Below are 19,409 nucleotides of genomic sequence, written 5' to 3'. Positions count from 1 at the left end.
GGAGCACTGCCCGTGGATGGGCGCCCTCACTCATGCCTCGCTGGTGGAGTACCTCCTAGAGGAGGCCTTTGAGGTTGCCGAGACCATCGAGACCGGCGCGGATGACGCCGAGCTTCGCGGCGAACTGGGCGATGTGCTGCTTCAGGTAGTGCTGCACGCCCGGCTCGCCGAGGAGTGCGGCACGTTCACGTTCGACGACGTCGCCCGCGGGCTGAGTGCCAAAATGGTCCGCCGCAATCCCCATGTCTTCCGGCCTGACGGCACGCTGCAGGACACCTTCCCTGCCTCGGTGGCCGAGATTGTCCGGAAGTGGGACGCCGTGAAGACTGCGGAACGTCCGGAGCGAACGGGGCCCTTTGAAGGGATCCCGGACGCGCTGCCGGCCCTGGCGAAGGCGCAGAAGTTCCTTGACCGGGCCGAGCGGGCCGGAACTGTGGTTGAGCTTGCGGAAACCCCGGAAGTCGAAACCGCAACGACGGAGGAGGAGCTCGGCGACCTGCTGCTCGCCGTCGTCGGCTCTGCCCGTGCCAAGGGATTCGACGCCGAACGTGCCCTTCGGGGCGCCATTCGGCGCCAGTTCGCGTCGCCATCATGACGTCCGGGTGATGGATAGGGTTCCGTAACGTGCACCACTCTCGACTAGGCTTGGTCCTGACGAGGACGTCCCAGACTTAACGCTTTTTCCAGCTGTTCGTTCCCCCAAAATCGCCCATAAGGAGCACATCCATGGCGCTTATCGATGCCATCCACGCCCGCGAAATCCTCGATTCCCGCGGAAACCCGACCGTAGAAGTTGAAGTACTGCTCTCCGATGGCCAGATCGGCCGCGCGGCAGTACCCTCCGGTGCCTCCACCGGTGAGCACGAGGCTGTTGAGCTCCGTGACGGAGACAAGGGACGTTACCTCGGCAAGGGTGTCCAGAAGGCCGTTGACGCTGTCATCGACCAGATCGCTCCGGCACTGACCGGCTTCGACGCCACCGACCAGCGCAGCATCGATCAGGCCATGATTGACCTGGACGGCACGCCCAACAAGGCCAAGCTCGGCGCCAACGCCATCCTGGGCGTTTCGCTGGCCGTTGCCAACGCCGCTGCCGCCTCAGCAGACCTGCCGCTGTACAAGTACCTGGGCGGCCCCAACGCGCACGTCCTGCCGGTTCCGCTGATGAACATCCTCAACGGTGGTTCGCACGCCGACTCCGACGTGGACATCCAGGAATTCATGATCGTCCCGATCGGCGCCGAGACCTTCTCCGAGGGCCTCCGCTGGGGCGTCGAGGTCTACCACAACCTCAAGTCCGTCCTGCAGGCCAAGGGCCTGTCCACCGGCCTGGGTGACGAAGGCGGCTTCGCGCCTAACCTGCCGTCCAACCGTGCTGCGCTGGACCTGATCCAGGAAGCCATCACGAACGCCGGCTACACCCCGGGCAAGGACATCGCACTGGCACTGGACGTCGCCTCCTCCGAGTTCTTCAAGGACGGCGCCTACCAGTTCGAGGGCAAGGCACTGTCCGCCACCGAGATGAGCGCCTACTACGCCGAGCTCGTGGCCGACTACCCGCTGGTTTCCATCGAGGATCCCCTGGATGAGAACGACTGGGACGGCTGGAAGACCCTCACCGACAGCATCGGTGACAAGGTCCAGCTCGTCGGCGATGACCTCTTCGTCACCAACCCGGCCATCCTGCAGCGCGGCATCGACACCAAGACCGCCAACTCGCTCCTGGTCAAGGTCAACCAGATCGGTTCACTGACCGAAACGCTGGACGCCGTCAGCCTGGCACAGCGCGCCGGTTACACCACCATCACCTCGCACCGCTCCGGCGAGACCGAGGACACCACCATCGCCGACATCTCGGTGGCCACCAACGCCGGCCAGATCAAGACCGGTGCCCCGGCACGCTCCGAGCGGGTCGCCAAGTACAACCAGCTCCTGCGCATCGAAGAGGAACTCGACGACGCCGCACGCTACGCCGGCCGCAGCGCTTTCCCGCGTTTCAAGGGCTAGTAGCCGCGTAAACCTCTGACCGGTGGCTATGGTTGAAAGACCATAGCCACCGGTTTTTGTTTAGCCGGCATTGATTGAGCCGGCATCAAGCGCAGAGTTGCGGCCAGAGGCAGGCCGCACGTTTCAGGAGTGTCATGGCCACCCGCCGTCCCAAAGTTCCCAAAGCCGCTTCGAGGCATCAGGCCACCACGGACCCAGCCACGGAAGACGCCGGCGTCATCCGCGCCGATTTTGGCGGTACAGCCAGCAGCGCAAAGGGCGGGAACAAGGGCAAAACCGGCCCGGCGTTCAGCGCCGGAACATCCGCATCGGACACCAGGCTCCCGGCAAGCAAAGGGCAGGGGAGCGGCCACAGCGGTGACGCCGCCGGCAAGACACCGAAGCCTGACACCACGCAGGATGACAGCCAGCCGGTGCCCGCCAAGGCGTTCTCCGGCCGCATGCTGGCACTGGCGGTGGTCATGATTGCCATCACCATCATGCTGGCACCCACCGTGAAGATCTTCTTCGACAAACGGGCCGAGCTCGCCGCCCTCAGCGCCGATATTGCCGCCCGCCAGGCCGAGCAGGACGGCCTGCGGCAGCAGATCTCACGGTGGCAGGATCCGAACTACGTGAAACAGCAGGCCCGCGACCGCATTAACATGGTTATGCCGGGTGAATCCGGCTACTGGGTCTTCGGTGGCGATCTGCCGGCCGGAACAAGCAGTAGCCTGACCGCCACAGCAGCACAAGACCCCGCCGATCTGCCGTGGGTGGATTCCCTGTGGGAGTCCATCAGGCGTGCGGCCACAGACTGAACAGCTAGAGGAAGGATGGCCCGCGCCAGTGGAAGAAAACACGGCGACTGCGCCGGAGAAGTCCCGCCAGCCATCAGCACACGATCTTGAAGTACTCAGCAGGCAGTTGGGACGGCCGGTGCGCGATGTGGTGGAAATCCCGGCGCGCTGCGTCTGTGGCAACCCCCTCGTCGCCGCCACCGCACCGCGGCTGAGCAGCGGGACGCCGTTTCCCACCACGTTTTATCTGACGCACCCCGTCATCACGTCGGCGGTTTCCAGGCTGGAAGCTGCCGGGCTGATGAACGACATGAATGAGCGCCTGAGCGCCGATGAGCCCCTCGCGGCCGCCTACCGTGCGGCGCACGAGGACTATCTCGGAGCCCGCGCGGCCATCGGCGAGCGTTCCGGCATCGGCGCCGTCCCGGAGATTGACGGCATCTCCGCCGGCGGCATGCCCACCCGGGTCAAATGCCTCCACGTCCTGGTGGGCCACTCCCTCGCGGCAGGTCCCGGCGTGAACCCGCTGGGGGATGAGGCCATTGCCGGCATCAGTGAATGGTGGACAACGGACCGCTGCTACTGCGACGGCGCCTGGGACACCGCAGGGGAGGCCCCGTCAAAGGATCTCAGCCGCCACGGACCCCAGGGCCTGCCGGAGATCGTGGGCCGGCCCGCTCCGGTCCTCAAGACAGCAAGCGCTGACGGGGCAGGGGCATGACCCGCGTCGCCGCCATCGACTGCGGCACGAACTCGCTCCGCCTGCTCATCGCCGACATCGACCGCAGCAACGGGACAGCGAAGCTCACCGACGTTGTCCGCGAAATGCGGGTTGTCCGGCTGGGCCAGGGCGTGGACGCCACCGGCGAACTTGCCCCTGAGGCACTGGAGCGCACCTTCGCGGCCACAGGGGATTACGCAGCCATGATCCGTGAGTATGGCGCCGAGTCCATCCGTTTTGTGGCAACCTCGGCCAGCCGGGACGCGCGCAACCGCCAGGTTTTTGTGGACGGAATCCGGGAACTGCTGGGCGTTGAGCCGGAGGTTATCTCGGGCGATGAAGAAGCTGCCCTGTCGTTCGCCGGGGCCAGCAGCGTGCTGCCCATCCTTGACGGCGAGCAGGTGCTGGTGGTGGACCTCGGCGGCGGCAGCACGGAGTTCGTCCTCGGAACCTCCGACGGCGTCACGGCCGCCAAGTCCGTGGATGTCGGCTGCGTCCGCCTGACCGAACGGCACCTGCAGGACGATCCGCCCATGGCGGAGCAGATCGCCGCCGCGGAAGCCGACATCGACGCCGCCATCGCCCGGGCGGGGCTGGACGTTCCGCTGGAACGCGCCACAGCCGTCGTCGGGGTGGCCGGCTCGATCACCACCATCACCGCCCATGCCCTGCGGCTTACGGAGTACTCGCCGGCGGCGATCCACGGGACGGAATTGTCCATCGGCACCATCACCGAAGCCGCTACTGACCTCCTCCACATGACCAGGCGAGAACGTGCCGAACTGGCGTACATGCACCCCGGCCGCATCGACGTAATGGGCGCCGGCGGGCTGGTGTGGCGGCGCATCCTGGAGCGGCTGAATGAACTCACCGCGGGCCGGATCGTCACGGCCACGGCCAGTGAACACGATATTCTTGACGGAATTGCCCTGAGCATCCACTAACCAGGCCTTCAGCCAACCAAAGCATGGGAACCCACATGACCAGAGCAACAGCACGGTTCCGCCGGGCCGCGTCAGCTCTCCTGGCGATGACCCTTGCAGGCGTCAGCGTGGCCGCAGGACTGACCCTGGCGCCCGCGGCCATGGCCGACGCTGAACGGGACAAGCAGTACTGGCTTGGCGAAGCCGGAATTACGAAGGCCTGGGAAGTTTCCAAGGGCGCCGGAGTCAAGATCGCGGTGATCGACAGCGGCGTGGATGCCCAGCACCCTGACCTGAAGGGCGCCGTCACCGGAGGCTTCGACGCGTCCGGGGCCGGCAGCCCCAACGGGCAGAAAAGCCTGGGGGTCAAGCCGGAACACGGGACCCTGGTAGCCACCATCCTGGCCGGCCGCGGCCACCAGCCCGCCGGCGCCACCGCTTCGCCCAGTCCCGGCCCCGCTGCCGCAGGCGGACCGGACGGCATGATTGGCGTGGCTCCTGAAGCTGAGATCCTGTCCGTGTCAACGTGGCTGGGATCGGCCAACCCCGCGGGCAAGAGCGATCAGGACCAGATCCCGGAAGCGGTCCGTTGGGCCGTGGACAACGGGGCCAAAGTCATTAACATTTCGCTGGGCAGCGCCACGCCGCAGTGGCCCCAGAGCTGGGACGCTGCCTTCCTCTATGCCGAGCAGAAGGATGTGGTGATCGTGGCCGCCGCCGGAAACCGGATAGGCGGCAACCTCCAGGTCGGGGCTCCCGCCACCATCCCCGGCGTCCTCACCGTCGCCGGCCTGGACCGCAAGGGTACAGCGAGCGTCGACTCGTCCTCCCAGGGGATCAGCATCGGTGTGGCGGCCCCGGCTGAAAACCTGCTGGGCGGGCTGCCGGGCGGCGGCTACGCAGAATGGGCGGGAACATCCGGAGCTGCCCCGATCGTTGCCGGTGTGGCCGCACTCATCCGTTCCAAGTGGCCGGAGATGAGCGCCAAGCAGGTCATCAACCGGATCGTCAGCACGGCCAAGGATGCCGGTCCTGCCGGAAAAGACCCGCTGTACGGCTTTGGCGTGCTGAACGCCGAGGCCGCCCTGAAGGACTCCGTCCCGGAAGCCGCCGCCAACCCGCTCGGCTCCATCTCGGACTGGATCCGCGTGCACCGCCGCGGCAACCTTGGTGCGCCGGCACCGGTGCCCACCGACGAAGTGGCCAGTGCCGTTCCCACGCTGCCCGAGCCCACTGTGCCCGCGGCGGAGGCGCCCTCACAGCGTGACAGTGCCGTTGGCGCCGCCGTCGTGATCGGTTCAGTGATCCTCTTTGTGGTGATCATCGGGGCAGCAGTCCTCCAGCTGCGGAGGGCTGCCCGAAACCCCGGAGCGGCGCGCGAGGAACCCGATACCGGCGCGTTCCAAACCGTTGATTCAGGCGGCAAATCGTAGTTAGTGAAGATTTTCACAAACTGTTGTATCCTTAAATCATGGCAACCACCCCAGAGCTCCAGGACCGTCCCAGGGTACTCGTCGTCGGCGGCGGGTACGTCGGCCTGTACGTAGCACTCAAACTGCAGAAGAAGATCGCGAATGCCGGTGGCATCGTCACCCTCGTGGATCCACTGCCCTACATGACTTACCAGCCCTTCCTGCCCGAAGTGGCCGGCGGCAACATCGAGGCCCGCCACGCGGTGGTCTCGCACCGCCAGCACCTGAAGCAGACTGAACTCATCCAGGGCAGCGTCACCTCGATCGACCACGCCAACCGCACCGCCGTCGTGGCGCCCGCGGACGGCGGAGAGCACATCGAGATCCCCTACTTCGACATCGTGGTGGCCGCAGGCGCCATCACCCGCACGTTCCCCATCAAGGGCCTGGCGGACAAGGGCATCGGCCTGAAGACCATCGAAGAGGCTGTGGCCCTTCGAAACAAGGTGCTGGAGCGCCTCGAGGCCGCGTCCACCATCGCGGACCCCGCTGCCCGCGCCAAGGCACTGACATTCGTGGTTGTCGGTGGCGGCTTCGCCGGCATCGAGTGCATCACCGAAATGGAAGACCTGGCCCGCGCCGCGGTCAAGAACAACCCCCGCATCCGCCAGGAAGAAGTACGCTTCGTCCTGGTTGAAGCCATGGGCCGCATCATGCCGGAGGTCACGGCACCGCAGGCCGAATGGGTTGTGGAGCACCTCCGCAGCCGCGGCATCGAGGTTCTGCTGAACACCTCCCTGGACAGCGCTGAGGGCTCCCTGAAGCTCATCAACCTCCCGGACAAGTCCCTCGCCCAGGAATTCGAAGCCGATACCCTCGTCTGGACTGCCGGCGTGCAGGCCAACCCGATGATCCGCTCCTCCGACTTCCCGCTGGAACCCCGCGGCCGCGTCCGCGTTCTGCCGGACCTCCGCATCGCCGGTGATGAAGGCATCATTGACAACGCCTGGGCCGCCGGCGACATCGCCGCCGTGCCGGACCTCACGGGCAGCGGCCTGCCGGACGGCACCTGCGTCCCGAACGCCCAGCACGCACTTCGCCAGGCCAAGCGTCTCGCCAAGAACCTGTGGGCTTCGCGCTGGGACAAGCCGCTGAAGGACTACAAGCACAAGAACCTGGGTGCTGTGGCCGGCTTCGGCGAGTGGAAGGGCGTTGCCAACATCAACATCCTGGGCCGCATCGGCCTCAAGGGCCCGCTCGCGTGGCTGGCACACCGCGGCTACCACGGTATGGCCATGCCCACCATGGAGCGCAAGGTCCGCGTCATCATGGGTTGGATCCTCGCGTTCTTTATGGGCCGCGACACCACCCAGCTGATCGACCTCGACAACCCGCGCGGTGCCTTCGTGGCCGCTGCCACACCGGCTCCCAAGCCGGCTGCGGCTGCTCCTGCCCCGGCGGCCAGCGCGCCCGAGGCATCCGCCGGAGCGGCAAAGCCCGGCTCCGCCGAGGCCACCCGCGTGGACCCCAAGCAGTCGGTCACCGCGGACGCCAAGTAACACCGGCATCTCGAACCAGCATTTGTAACGCCCGACGGCGGCTGTCCCCTTGAGGGATAGCCGCCGTTTTGGCGTTTCCCGCCTGGTGTCCCTTCTAGACTGGCAGCATGACTGGCGAAAAGAACCTCCAGACCCTGCTGGCAACCCTGAAACCGGTACTGCGGGAGGGGGAGTACGTCTACGTCCTGTGGCCGCATGGCAGGCCGCTAGAGCCCGGCATCGAAGCTGCCGTCCGTGAGGCCGAGGGCCTGACGGTCGTCCTGCCGCGGGAAAGGGCAGACAGCCTGGGGCTGCACTACGACTTTGTGGCGGCCTGGATCACCCTGGAAGTGCACTCTGCGCTGGAGGCTGTTGGCCTGACCGCCGCCGTCGGGAAGGCCCTGACCGACGCCAGGATCAGCTGCAACGTGCTGGCCGGCTTCCACCACGACCACCTGCTGGTGCCGGTGGCGGACGCACCACGCGCCGTCGAAGCCCTAGCTGAGCTGTCAGCGGCCAGCCGGCACGTGCCGCGGCCCGAGCTGCTGCTCAGGAACGAGACGGCCGCGGACAGGGACAAGATCCTCGCGTTGACGGGCGAGGCGTTCGCGGTCTCCCCGGTCACGGGCCTGCCGGTGGAGGGGGAGCCCGAGGAGGTGGACGTGCTCCGCCGACTCTTCGAGTGCGAGGACTACCTGCCCGGGTTCAGCGTGGTGGCGGTGCTCGACGACGAAATAGTCGGCCATGTGATCAGCACCCGCGGCTGGGTGGGCGACTACGGGTTGCTGGGGCTCGGGCCCATCGGGGTGACGCCCAGGCTGCAGCGCCATGGGATCGGCAGCGCCCTCATGAATGACACCATCGCCCGGGCCAATGCGGCGGGGGAGGGCGGGATTGCGTTGCTGGGCAGCACCGAATACTACCCACGCTTCGGCTTCGTGCCGGCTACAAGTTTCGGCGTCCTGCCGCCCGACGAAACGTGGGGCGACCACTTCCAGCTGCTCCCGCTGGCGGCCTGGCCCGGCGGGGTCCACGGGACGTTCCGGTACGCCGCACCGCTTGCGGGCGAATGACGGGATACCATTGACCGGGCGCCCCAGTAGCCCAATTGGCAGAGGCAGCGGACTTAAAATCCGCGTGTTGTGGGTTCGAGTCCCACCTGGGGTACAAATTCTCCCTAGGGAGTTCCTCCTGATGCGCCCTTCCGCGCCTCCCGCGTGATCTCAACAGTCCTCTCCCGTTCATTGATTTCGCATATGCAACGACTGTTATAAGGATGTGACCTCAGTCACTTATATCCGCCGAAGATATGCATTAGCTTGAAGTTAAATCAGGAACACCTGATCATCCGCGTCAAAGGCCGTTCGCACCTTTCGATCCAGGAGATTGTCAATGATTTCACTTTCCCCGGCGGCACCCCGTCTTGCTAAGCTCACAGCGCTTAGCGTCGGCGTCGCCTTTCTGGTTACAGCCTGTGGTGGTACCTCCACCCCGAGCTCGACAGAAACCACCACGTCAGCAACTGGGATCTCCTGCCCCGCTCCCGGCGCGGCCCCCGGAAGCACAGCAAAGGCAGGCGCTGGAGGCGCTGTTCCGCCTGCAACCACCGTCACGGAAACGCCGCTCAAGCTGGGTTCCCTGCTCCCCACCACCGGCTCCCTGGCCTTCCTCGGGCCGCCCGAAATCGCGGGTGTGAATCTTGGCGTCAAGGAAGTTAATGATGCCGGGGGTGTCCTGGGCAAGCCTGTGGAAGTGATCCACCGTGACTCCGGCGACACTAAGACAGACATCGCCACGCAGTCCACCAGTGCGCTCCTCGGCCAGGGCGTCAGCGCCATCATTGGTGCCGCGTCTTCCGGTGTCTCCAAGACGGTCATCAACCAGATCACCGGTGCCGGTGTTATCCAGTTCTCGCCCGCCAATACTTCCCCGGATTTCACTACCTGGGATGACAAGGGCCTCTACTGGCGTACTGCGCCTTCAGATGTGCTGCAGGGTAAGGTCCTGGGCAACTACATGGCCACCTGTGGTGCACAGACTGTGGGCATGATCGTACTCAACGACGCCTACGGAACCGGCCTTGCCAGCAACGTCAAGTCCTCCTTCGAGGCAGCTGGTGGCAAAGTGGTTGCGGAAGAGCTGTTCAACGAGGGTGACTCCCAGTTCAGCAGCCAGGTGGACAAGGTCATCGCGGCCAAGCCTGACGCGATCGCCCTGATCACTTTTGACCAGGCCAAGAGCATCGTGCCGCTGATGACGGGCAAGGGTGTCAAGCCCACCCAGATGTTCCTTGTGGACGGCAACACCTCCGACTACAGCAAGGACTTCCAGGCCGGGACCCTGAAGGGCGCCCAGGGAACCATCCCTGGCACGTTCGCCAAGGAGGCGTTCAAGCAGAAACTGCTCGCCATTGATCCGGCACTGAAGGACTACAGCTACGCAGGTGAATCCTACGATGCTGTGAACCTGATCGCCCTTGCCACTGAAGCCGCCAAGAGCACCAGCGGCGTTGAGATTGCCAAGCAGCTCAAGGCGGTCTCGGAGTCGGGTGAGAAGTGCACCGACTTCGCCTCCTGTGTCACGCTGCTCCGCAACGGCAAGGACATCGACTACGACGGCCAGTCAGGTCCGGTGACGTTCTCTGACGCCGGCGACCCGACGGAAGCCTACATCGGCATCTACGAGTACCAGGACGATAACAAGTACGCACCGTCCAAGGAAGAATTCGGCAAGCTGTAAAGCCGCTTCCTCCACAAAGAACCCCCGCCCGGGTTGCACCGGGCGGGGGTTCTCTTTGTGTGCGCGAGGGGGTGAGGCACCCAGACGGCACCGGGGAACCACGGCAGGCCTGCAGAAGGGCCGCCACCGGACGGTGACGGCCCTTCTGCAGCTCCTGGCGGCGGCTGGACGGAGATGGCTTAGACCTCGTCCGCCAAGGTGCCGAGGTACAGCTGGATCACCTTGGGGTCCTTCATCAGTTCCCGCCCGGTTCCCGTGTAGGCGTCCCTTCCTTGGTCCAGCACGTAGGCGCGGTCGCAGATCTGGAGGCAACGGCGGGCATTCTGTTCCACCATGATCACCGAAACCCCTGCCCGGTTGATCTCGTGCACCCGCAGGAAGGTTTCGTCCTGCTTGACAGGGGAGAGGCCGGCGGAGGGCTCATCAAGGAGCAGGACGGCGGGCTCCATCATCAGCGCGCGTCCCATGGCCACCATCTGACGTTCGCCGCCGGAGAGCGACCCGGCCCGCTGGGCCCGGCGCTTGCCGAGCTCGGGGAACAGGCTGGTCACAAAATCAAAGCGCTCGGCGAAGTCTTTGGGGCGCTGGAACATGCCCATCTGCATGTTCTCTTCGATAGTCAGCGTGGCGAACACGTTGTTGTTCTGCGGGACGAATCCCACGCCCTTGGTCACCAACTTGTTGGCTTTGAGTCCGGTGATGTCCTGGCCACGAACCACAACGGTGCCCGAATGGACTTTCACCAGACCGAACATGGCCTTGAGAAGCGTCGATTTGCCGGCGCCGTTAGGACCAATAATGCCGATCAGTTCGCCCTTGCGAGCCTCGATATTGCAACCGTTGAGGATATTCACACCGGGAAGGTAGCCGGCAACGAGGTTTGTTACCTTGACGACCGAATCGTCGGTTGCTGCGCTACCGGCAGCGGGAGCCGCACTCGTGGCGCTCATTCTGTGTCCTTTTCTCTGCGACGTTGTTCTTCCGCACGATTCTCCTCGAGCTCCTGCTCGAGCACATCGATGGCGATGATGCCCGCGTTCTCAGTACCGACAATCGACTCCTCATCGGCTTCCAGCTCGGCTGCAAGTTCCTTGATGCCCTCGGTGTCGCCAAGGTCCACGTCGTGATGGGCTCCCAGGTAAGCGTCGATGACGGCGGGATTCTTCATGACTTCGCCAGGAGGGCCCTCGGCGACGATCTTTCCTTCCGCCATCACCACCACCCAATCGGCAATATGGCGCACCATGTTCATGTCGTGCTCCACGAAAAGCACGGTCATGCCTTCAGCCTTGAGGTTCTTGATGTGGTCCAGGAGGGACTGGGTCAGCGCCGGGTTGACGCCTGCCATGGGCTCGTCCAGCATGACCAGCTTGGGCCTGACCATCAGCGAACGTGCCATTTCCAGGAGTTTCCGCTGGCCTCCGGAAAGCGAGGCAGCGTAGTCGTCCTTCTTGGCGTCCAGCTTGAACTTCTCAAGCAGGACGTTCGCCTGGGCAGTGATCTCCTTTTCCCGGCCGCCCCAGAGGCCCTTGAACAGGGCCTTGGAGAGGCGCTCACCGGGCTGTTCCGAGCCACCGAGCCGCATGTTCTCCATGACGGTGAGCTTGCCCATGACCTTGGTCAGCTGGAAGGTCCTCACCATCCCCATTCGTGCCACTTTGTAGGGTGAAACCCCGGCAAGGCTATTGCCTTCGAACTCCCATTTGCCGGAGTTCGGCATATCGAATCCGGTCAGCAGGTTGAAGAGGGTGGTCTTACCTGCACCGTTCGGGCCGATCAGCGCTGTGATCTTGTGCCGCGGGATCTCCAGGTATTCGACGTCGACGGCGTTGATGCCGCCGAAGCTGCGGGTGACGTTTGCCGCCACCACGATCGGATCGCGCTTCTTGCAGCCGGGAGCAGTGTCCCCGGCGGCAATCGGACGCGTGTCCGTCATGTAGTCAATTTTCTCCGACGGACGGGGTTCTTCGCTATGCGTGCTCATGCGAACGCCAGCTCCTTCTTGTTACCGAAGACGCCCTGGGGCCTGAAGATCATCAGCAGCATCAGTGCGACACCCACAAGGATGTAACGCAGCTGGCCGGCCTGGACTGTGTTCAGCCAGGTGACGGCGCCGGATTCGATCAGGCCGTACAGGATGCCCTGTGTGAGGGACAGCACCACCCAGAAGATCATCGCGCCGATGACGGGTCCCAGCACCGTGCCGAGGCCGCCGAGCAACAGGCAGGTGTACAGGAAGAACGTCAGTTCGGTGCCGTAGTTGGCCGGCTGGACTGCGCCGCGGGGGAGCGTAAAGATCATGCCCGCCAGGGCGCCGAGCACGCCACCGATGATGAGGGCCTGCATTTTGTAGGCGTACACGTTCTTGCCGAGGGACCGGACCGCGTTTTCGTCCTCGCGGATGCCCTTGAGTACGCGGCCCCAGGGGCTCCTCATCAGCAGCCACACCAGGGTGCAGCAGATGATGACGAGGCCCCAGCCGACGATCCGGATGAAGAAGTCCCGGTTATTCATGCCCATGTACGAACCCGCCGGAAACGGGTTCATTGCGTAGAACCCGCCTTCGAAGGCGGCCAGGCCGTTGGCCGAACCGGTCACGGCGGTCAGCTGGTTGGTCGTGACAATATAGCGGACGATTTCCGCGGCTGCGATCGTGACGATAGCCAGGTAGTCCGCGCGCAGCCGCAGGGTCGGTATGCCCAGGAGCATCGCGAAGATAGCCGAGCAGATCACGGCGATGACCAGTCCCACAAAGAAGGGCACACCAAAGGTGAGCGTCGAGATGGCGAAGCCGTAGGCGCCCACCGCCATAAAGCCGGCCTGGCCAAAGTTCAGCAGGCCGGAGTAGCCGAAGTGGACTGCCAGTCCGAGGGCCGCAAGAGCATAGGCCGCGGTGGTCGGGCTGAAGAGTTCGCTGGCAGCGCTGGAGAAAATGAATCCGAAATCCATGGCTGTCTCCTAACCCACGCGCTCGCGACGGCCCAGGATGCCCTGGGGCCGGAACAAGAGGACAACAATCATGATGAACAGTGCTCCCACATACTTGAGGTCGGCAGCGAGGCCGAAAACGGTGGTCAGCTCTACGAAGATGCCGACGATGATGGACCCGATGAGGGCGCCGAAGACGGTGCCGAGGCCGCCCAGGGTCACGCCGGCGAAGATGAGCAGCAGGATCTGCGAACCCATGTCGAAGGTCACGCCCGGCCGGTAGTAGGCCCACAGGATTCCGCCGAGGGAGGCGAGCATGCCGCCGGTGACCCAGACGATCCGGATGACCGAGTCGACGTCGATGCCGGAGGCGGCCGCCAACGCCGGGTTGTCAGCCACCGCGCGGGTGGCCTTGCCCAGCCGGGTTTTCAAGAGGACGATTCCGATCAGGGCGATCACCACTGCACTGATGATGAGCGACCACAGGTTGTTGGGAGAGATGGATACCGGACCCAGTTGGATCTCGGCGCTCTGGGCAAAGGGCAGTTGCTGCGTGGCGCCGCCAAAGTAGAACTGGATGACGTACCGGACGGCGAGGGCGAGTCCGATGCTGACGATCATCATGGGCACCAGGCCCGTTCCGCGGCGGCGAAGTGGCTTCCAGAGTCCGGCGTCCTGGACGTAGCCGAAGAGGCCGCCGCCGAGGAGCGAAAGGATCAAGGCAAGCCAGAAGGGGAGGCCTATGGCGTTAAAGGCGAAGACCAGTACGGCGCCCAGGGTGACCATTTCCCCATGGGCGAAGTTAGTCAGCCCCGTGGTTCCGAAGATCAGGGAAAGTCCCACGGAGGCCAGTGCCAGCAGGAGACCGAAGCTCAGCCCAGCAACGAGCCGGTTGAGGAGATTCTGGCCGAAGTCCTGCTGTTGCACCACGATGCCCTCACCGAAGGCGAAAATCACCGAGAGGTTGGAGGTCTGGCTAAACGTGACACTGCGGGGGTTTTCCTGGCCTTCTGCGAGCCTGATGCCCTCTGGCAGGGTCGATTCGTCCAGCTCGATCTCATAGGTGCCCTGGACAGGGACACCGATGCTCCAGGACCCGTTGGCCGCGGATGTGGCGGTCCCTTCGAAGTCCCCGCTCCTAGCGGTTATGGTCACATCGGCGATGGGGGCGCGCGCGTCATCCCGAAGGAAGCCGCTGATGTTGTTCTGGAAGGTCGTAAGCGACGGGGATGGTGTCGGAGACGGCGAAGTGGCTTGTGATGCCGGGGCGACGACGAGCAGTATCGCCACGACAGAGGCAAAGACGGCCCCTATCACTTTCAGCAATCCGCCCGGCCGTCTGTGCGGCGAGCCTTTGGGTGTACTTCTCAAAATTAAAATCCTCCACTTGGGTGGGGTGGCCAGGGATGCGCCATTGCAACCACTGCAAACGTCACGGGACGGATAGTGGTGCTTTCTGCAGGTTGGGGGCCTGATTGTGATATCCGTCACCGTGTGTGGTTTATGTTACAGCTCGTCAGAGGCAAATTTTAGGCTGGGGGGGAGGCCGTCGGGTAGCGATCGCATAACAACTGCGCTACAGCCATGGCGCATTGGCAAAGTGTTCGCAAAGAAACTTCTGTTGATCAGCAGTATTCCTCAGGGGGCGGTCTGGCCTACGCGCGGCCCGGGGGCGCGAGCGACCGTCCACTCGGATGCATCACGGTTGCGTTTCGGCGCCATGGATGGGGAACTTATTGAAGCGCGGGCACGTGGAAGTTGGTAACGTGAACCTTAAGTTCAGCAACCCACCCCCTTACTTGGAGGACACCAGCAATGGCACTTGGCGGAAACCCGATCTTCAACGGAAAAAATTTCCGTGGAGCCACCCAGGCACCGCCTGTCCCGCAGGCGCCCTACGGACAGACCCAGTACGGCCAGCAGCCTTACGGCCAGCGGGCTCCCGGCCAGGTCATGGATCCCCAGAACGGCTGGGGCCAGCAGCAGAACATGACCGATGAGCAGTTGCGCCAGATGTACAACCAGCCGGCCGCAGGTCCCGCGGACACCGGCCGGATGACGTACGACGACGTCATCGTCAAGACTGCTGCCTGCCTCGGAGTCCTGCTGGCCGGTGCCGCGGTGACCCTGTTCGTCAGCATGGGGCTGGCCAGCATCCTGATGATCGTCGGTGCGCTGGGCGGCTTCGTCCTGGCACTGGTCAACACGTTCAAGAAGCAGCCTTCGCCGGCCCTGATCCTGGCCTATGCCGGGCTCGAAGGCCTGTTCCTCGGCGGCCTCACCCGCGTGCTTGACCTGATGTACCCGGGAGTCGGCCTGCAGGCCGTCATCGGCACGCTGTCCGTGTTCACCGTGACGCTGCTCCTGTTCAAGAGCGGCAAGGTGCGCGCCTCTCCCAAGGCCATGAAGTTCTTTATGATCGCCCTGGTGGGTTACGGCCTGTTCTCCGTGGTCAACCTAGTCATGATGATGACGGGTATGACGACGGAACCGTTCGGCCTGCGCAGCGGCATCATTGGTGTTGTCATCGGCATCCTGGCCATTGGCCTGGCCGCGTTCTCCCTGGTCATGGACTTCACCAGCATCGAGGCCGGCGTTCAGAGCGGTGCGCCGCAGCGCTTCTCCTGGACCGCGGCCTTCGGCCTGACGGTCACCCTGGTCTGGCTGTACGTGGAGATCATCCGCGTCCTGGCCATCCTCCGCGGCGAGGACTGACAACAAAACCCGGCATCCGCCGTCGTAATTCGCACTCACAAGAAGAGGGCCCCACCGATGCATTTCGCATCAGGCGGGGCCCTCTTTTTGCGGTATCAGCGCTACGAAATGCGCATGGCTCCCTCTGCAGGGGTCACCGTGAAGATGTCAGGGGCCCTGTAGCCGGCTTCTTCGAAGGCACGCACGACGGCGGCCCGCACCTGCTGCTCCGACGTCACCGGGGTGAGCGCGATGGCGGCCCCGCCGAAGCCACCGCCGGTCATCCGGGCGCCGATTGCGCCGTTGGCGCGGGAGGTGGCCACCGCCAGATCCAGCTCCGGGCAGGAGATTTCAAAGTCGTCCCGCATGGAAATGTGACTGGCGTCCAGCAGCGCGCCGATGGAAATGGGGCCCGCACTGGCCAGCAGCTCCACGGTCTGCAGCACGCGGTTGTTTTCGGTCACGATATGGCGCACGCGCCGGTAGGTGACCTCGTCCAGGAGGCCGGCGGCTTCTTCCAGGTCCTCCATCCGGACGTCACGCAGTGCCTTGACGCCCAGGACCTCGGCGCCCAGTTCGCAGGACGCGCGACGGGAAGCGTACCCGCCGTCGGCATGGGAGTGGGAGACGTTGGTATCGATCACCAGCATCACCAGCCCTGCAGGTTCTGTTTCGAAGGGAACCAGCTGAACGCTCTGGTCGCGGCAGTCCAGGAAGACTGCGTGCCCCTTGGATCCGCGCAACGACGCTGACTGGTCCATGATGCCCGTGGGGGCGCCGACAAAGTCGTTCTCTGCGCGCTGGGTGGCGAGGACCATCTCCTCGGGTTCAAGCCCCGCTCCCGTCAGATCATTCAGGGCTGAGATGACCGCGCATTCGATGGCGTGCGATGAGGACAGGCCGGCGCCCAGGGGGACGTTGGAATCCAGCAGCAGGTCCACCCCCGGAACGGTGATGCCCTGCTGCTGCAACGCCCACATCACACCGAGCGGATACTTCGTCCAGCCCTTGGCGGAAGCCGCGTCCAAAGAGCCGAGGTCAGCGGTGACCATGCCGTGGTCACCATAAGTGGAGAGGAGCCTGACCATGGAGTCCGGACGGACTGCAACAGCCACCCGGGCGGTCCGATCGATCGCGAACGGGAGCACAAAACCCTCGTTGTAGTCGGTGTGCTCGCCGATGAGGTTAACGCGTCCCGGTGCCTGCCAGACGCCGTCGGGAAGCCTGCCGAACTCCTGCCCAAAGCGGGCGGCCAGGTCCGCCGTGCCGGGCTGCGCTGTATCCAGGTCCTCAGTGCCCGGTTCCGCCGGGTTGGTCAGAGGGGTCCGGGCAGTCGACGCGTCAGGGGAGGCGCTCACGCGTGTACTCCTTCAGGCAGGGCCCCCAGAGCAGCAGGGACGGTTGCTGCAGGGACGGGGCTGGACTCCGGAACCACCACGGCACGGAGCCGCTCCGCCACGCTTTCCGGGGTGGTGTCATTGATAAAGGCGCCCATGGCGGCTTCGGAGCCGGCCAGGAACTTGAGCTTGTCCGCTGCCCGGCGGGGCGACGTCAGCTGGAGGTGCAGGTAGCTGGCGGGGCGCAGGAGGTCGTCAAGAGGGGCCTGGTGCCAGGCGGAAATGTAGGGCGTCGGCGTCGGATACAGGGCATCGAGCCGTTTGAGCAGGTCAAGGTAGACATGGGCCAGTTCATCCTTTTCCTCACCGCTCAAGGCGGCCAGGTCGGGTACCTGCCGGTGCGGCACCAGGTGGATTTCCAGCGGCCAGCGGGCAGCGAACGGCACGTAGGCGCTGAAATTCTCGCCCTCCATCACCATTCGGCTCCCGTCCTCGCGTTCCGCCCGCAGAAGCGAGCCCGTCAGCGTCTGCCGCCCGTCGGACCCATCATAGAACTTGCGTGCGGCCGCTCCGATGACCCCTGCCCGGGGCGTGACGTAGGGGTACGCATAGATCTGGCCATGCGGGTGGTGGAGGGTGACGCCGATGTCGGCCCCGCGGTTTTCGAACGGGAACACCTGCTTGATCCCCGGCAGTTTGCTGAGGACTTCGGTGCGGTGCGCCCACGCCTCAACTACAGTCCGGGCGCGGGCCTCACCCAGGCCACTGAACGATCCCGTGTGCTCGGGAGTGAACGCCACTACTTCGCAGCGTCCGTACGCGGGTCCGGTGGTGCCCCAGGCCGGAGTGGACGGCACTGGGCCCACAGCCGGGCCCAGCGACGGGAAGCGGTTTTCAAACACCACAACGTCGTAGTCGGGTGCTGGGATCTCGGAGGGGTTGTTCAGTGTGGTGGGGCAGATGGGGCACTGGTCGGCAGGCGGGAGGTGGGTGCGGGACTGCCGGTGCGCCGCGACGGCCACCCATTCGTCGGTGAGGGCATCGAAGCGTACTTCGCCAGGCTCGCCGCGCTCGGGCAAGGGCCGGTGATCGGTGGTGGTGGCCGCCGTGCGGGGCTGGGCAGTGGCGCCGTCGTCGAAATAAATCAGCTCCCGGCCATCGGCGAGCGTGGTGGTGGTGATACCTGTCATGGCGGGGTCCTTTGCGTGCTGGTGCCGGAGGTGCCGGGCGTCCGTTGCCTCGATCATCCCATATTTCGCTCAAAAATGAATAGTTTCACACAAAAGAGAACATTTCGCGGTGATGGCAGGCTGTCCTTGCCCACTGTTACGGTGGTGCTCATGACTTCGAGTGCAACCCCGGACGCGAGCATTCCCGTCGGATTCCAGACCTACGCCACCGGCCGGCAGTACGAACTCCGCAGGGGTGACGCGTTGGCCGTTGTGACTGAGTTGGCGGCCGGCCTGCGGCTCTACAGCCGCGCCGGTGTCCAGCTAACCGAGACCTATGGGGACGCCGAGATTTCCCCCGGCGCCGCCGGGATCACCCTCGCCCCCTGGGCAAACAGGGTGGAGGACGGGCTCTGGTACCTGGACGGTAAGAAGCAGCAACTGGACATCACGGAGGTTTCACGGAACAACGCCAGCCATGGACTGCTCCGCAACTCCGCCTACAGCTTGGTTGATGAAGAGCAATATTCCGTGACCCTCGAGGCGACGGTCTTCCCGCAGCATGGCTACCCCTTCCTGGTGCGGCACCGTGTCCAGTACCTTCTCGGTGAGGACCTTGGCCTGGAAGTCCGCCAGACGCTGATCAACGATTCCAACACGTCAGCGCCGTTCGTCCTGGGCGCCCACCCTTACCTGCGGCTGGGCGACGCGGACGTGGACCACCTGACCCTGACCGTCGCCGCCGGCACCCGACTGGTGGCGGACCAGCGCCTGATTCCGCGGAGCTCGGAGCCCGTCAGCGGGGACAGTGACTTCCGCAGCGGCCAAACGGTGGGGGACCTTGAGATCGATGTCGCCCTCACTGACCTGACGTTCGACGGCGGTGCGGCCCGCCATGTGCTCAGCGCACCTGACGGCCGCAGTGTCACGTTGTGGCAGGACGAATCCTGCGGCTACGTCCACATCTTTGTGACAAGTGAGCTGCCCGGCAGGCCCAGGGCGGTGGCCATCGAACCCATGACCGGTCCAGCCAACGCCTTCAACTCGGGTGACGGGCTGCGCTGGCTCCCGGCAGGAGAATCGTTCACGATGACCTGGGGGATTGATGCTGTCCTGGGCGGGGCCGGGTAGCCGTTTCGCATAAGGGCCTGTGCTGAGGAAG

17 protein-coding genes and 1 tRNA gene are annotated in these 19,409 nt (G+C 64.7%); 12 read left to right on the top strand and 6 right to left on the bottom strand.

From position 1 onward, the window contains the following. Window positions 1-16: 16 nt before the first annotated feature. From NG697_RS19845 to NG697_RS19800, 10 genes are all read left to right on the top strand, one after another. Window positions 17-595 (top strand): MazG nucleotide pyrophosphohydrolase domain-containing protein, encoded by a 579-nt coding sequence (locus NG697_RS19845; protein ID WP_252602444.1) that lies wholly within the window; start codon window positions 17-19, stop codon window positions 593-595. A gap of 131 nt (window positions 596-726) precedes the next feature. Continuing rightward, entirely contained in the window at window positions 727-2,007 is a 1,281-nt protein-coding gene (gene eno, locus NG697_RS19840; protein ID WP_056343550.1) for a phosphopyruvate hydratase, read from the top strand. A gap of 134 nt (window positions 2,008-2,141) precedes the next feature. After that, window positions 2,142-2,807, top strand: coding sequence for an FtsB family cell division protein (locus NG697_RS19835; protein ID WP_252614999.1), 666 nt, complete (start codon window positions 2,142-2,144; stop codon window positions 2,805-2,807). Between the two features lie 28 nt (window positions 2,808-2,835). Further along, entirely contained in the window at window positions 2,836-3,507 is a 672-nt protein-coding gene (locus NG697_RS19830) for a DUF501 domain-containing protein (RefSeq protein ID WP_252614998.1), read from the top strand. Then, on the top strand, window positions 3,504-4,451 hold the full coding sequence (locus tag NG697_RS19825; protein ID WP_252614997.1) for a Ppx/GppA phosphatase family protein: 948 nt from the start codon (window positions 3,504-3,506) through the stop codon (window positions 4,449-4,451). Before NG697_RS19830 ends, NG697_RS19825 begins: the two co-directional genes overlap by 4 nt. Before the next feature lie 35 nt (window positions 4,452-4,486). Next, window positions 4,487-5,863, top strand: coding sequence for a S8 family serine peptidase (locus NG697_RS19820; RefSeq protein WP_252602407.1), 1,377 nt, complete (start codon window positions 4,487-4,489; stop codon window positions 5,861-5,863). 38 nt (window positions 5,864-5,901) lie between these two features. Then, window positions 5,902-7,401: an NAD(P)/FAD-dependent oxidoreductase gene (locus NG697_RS19815; RefSeq protein WP_252614996.1), complete on the top strand. Its 1,500-nt coding sequence runs from the start codon at window positions 5,902-5,904 to the stop codon at window positions 7,399-7,401. A gap of 107 nt (window positions 7,402-7,508) precedes the next feature. After that, complete coding sequence (locus NG697_RS19810) at window positions 7,509-8,453, top strand: N-acetyltransferase (protein ID WP_252607802.1); 945 nt, start codon at window positions 7,509-7,511, stop codon at window positions 8,451-8,453. A 20-nt stretch (window positions 8,454-8,473) separates the two neighbouring features. Continuing rightward, window positions 8,474-8,547, top strand: a tRNA-Leu gene (locus NG697_RS19805). A gap of 225 nt (window positions 8,548-8,772) precedes the next feature. Then, window positions 8,773-10,119, top strand: coding sequence for an ABC transporter substrate-binding protein (locus NG697_RS19800; RefSeq protein WP_252602399.1), 1,347 nt, complete (start codon window positions 8,773-8,775; stop codon window positions 10,117-10,119). A gap of 179 nt (window positions 10,120-10,298) precedes the next feature. Here NG697_RS19800 and NG697_RS19795 read toward each other — a convergent pair whose 3' ends face one another. Genes NG697_RS19795 through NG697_RS19780 form a run of 4 tightly spaced genes read right to left on the bottom strand, consistent with a single transcriptional unit; the run spans window position 10,299 to window position 14,361 of the window. Further along, window positions 10,299-11,069: an ABC transporter ATP-binding protein gene (locus NG697_RS19795; RefSeq protein WP_252607804.1), complete on the bottom strand. Its 771-nt coding sequence runs from the start codon at window positions 11,067-11,069 to the stop codon at window positions 10,299-10,301. Next, window positions 11,066-12,103: an ABC transporter ATP-binding protein gene (locus NG697_RS19790; protein WP_252614995.1), complete on the bottom strand. Its 1,038-nt coding sequence runs from the start codon at window positions 12,101-12,103 to the stop codon at window positions 11,066-11,068. Before NG697_RS19790 ends, NG697_RS19795 begins: the two co-directional genes overlap by 4 nt. Then, on the bottom strand, window positions 12,100-13,068 hold the full coding sequence (locus tag NG697_RS19785; protein WP_056343518.1) for a branched-chain amino acid ABC transporter permease: 969 nt from the start codon (window positions 13,066-13,068) through the stop codon (window positions 12,100-12,102). The genes NG697_RS19790 and NG697_RS19785 overlap by 4 nt, the downstream gene beginning before the upstream one ends. 9 nt (window positions 13,069-13,077) lie before the next feature. Next, window positions 13,078-14,361 (bottom strand): branched-chain amino acid ABC transporter permease, encoded by a 1,284-nt coding sequence (locus NG697_RS19780; RefSeq protein WP_374209956.1) that lies wholly within the window; start codon window positions 14,359-14,361, stop codon window positions 13,078-13,080. A 501-nt stretch (window positions 14,362-14,862) separates the two neighbouring features. On the opposite strand from NG697_RS19780, the gene NG697_RS19775 reads away from it, so the two are divergent. Then, a complete protein-coding gene (locus NG697_RS19775) occupies window positions 14,863-15,762 on the top strand; it encodes a Bax inhibitor-1/YccA family protein (protein WP_252602387.1) in 900 nt (299 codons plus the stop codon). A gap of 101 nt (window positions 15,763-15,863) precedes the next feature. Here NG697_RS19775 and galK read toward each other — a convergent pair whose 3' ends face one another. Both galK and galT read right to left on the bottom strand, forming a co-directional pair. Next, entirely contained in the window at window positions 15,864-17,027 is a 1,164-nt protein-coding gene (galK, locus tag NG697_RS19770; RefSeq protein WP_252615000.1) for a galactokinase, read from the bottom strand. Window positions 17,028-17,095: 68 nt separating this feature from the next. Continuing rightward, window positions 17,096-18,268, bottom strand: a complete 1,173-nt coding sequence (galT, locus tag NG697_RS19765) for a galactose-1-phosphate uridylyltransferase (RefSeq protein ID WP_252602384.1) — start codon at window positions 18,266-18,268, stop codon at window positions 17,096-17,098. Between the two features lie 150 nt (window positions 18,269-18,418). Here galT and NG697_RS19760 point away from each other — a divergent pair, with 150 nt between their 5' ends. Then, entirely contained in the window at window positions 18,419-19,378 is a 960-nt protein-coding gene (locus NG697_RS19760) for an aldose 1-epimerase family protein (protein ID WP_252607808.1), read from the top strand. The last annotated feature ends 31 nt before the right edge of the window (window positions 19,379-19,409 follow it).

It is taken from the genome of Pseudarthrobacter raffinosi (assembly GCF_023913835.1).
In the GTDB taxonomy this organism is placed as follows: domain Bacteria; phylum Actinomycetota; class Actinomycetes; order Actinomycetales; family Micrococcaceae; genus Arthrobacter; species Arthrobacter raffinosi.
Note: the sequence above shows the minus strand (reverse complement) of the source record. Positions and strands in the feature narration are given on the sequence as shown.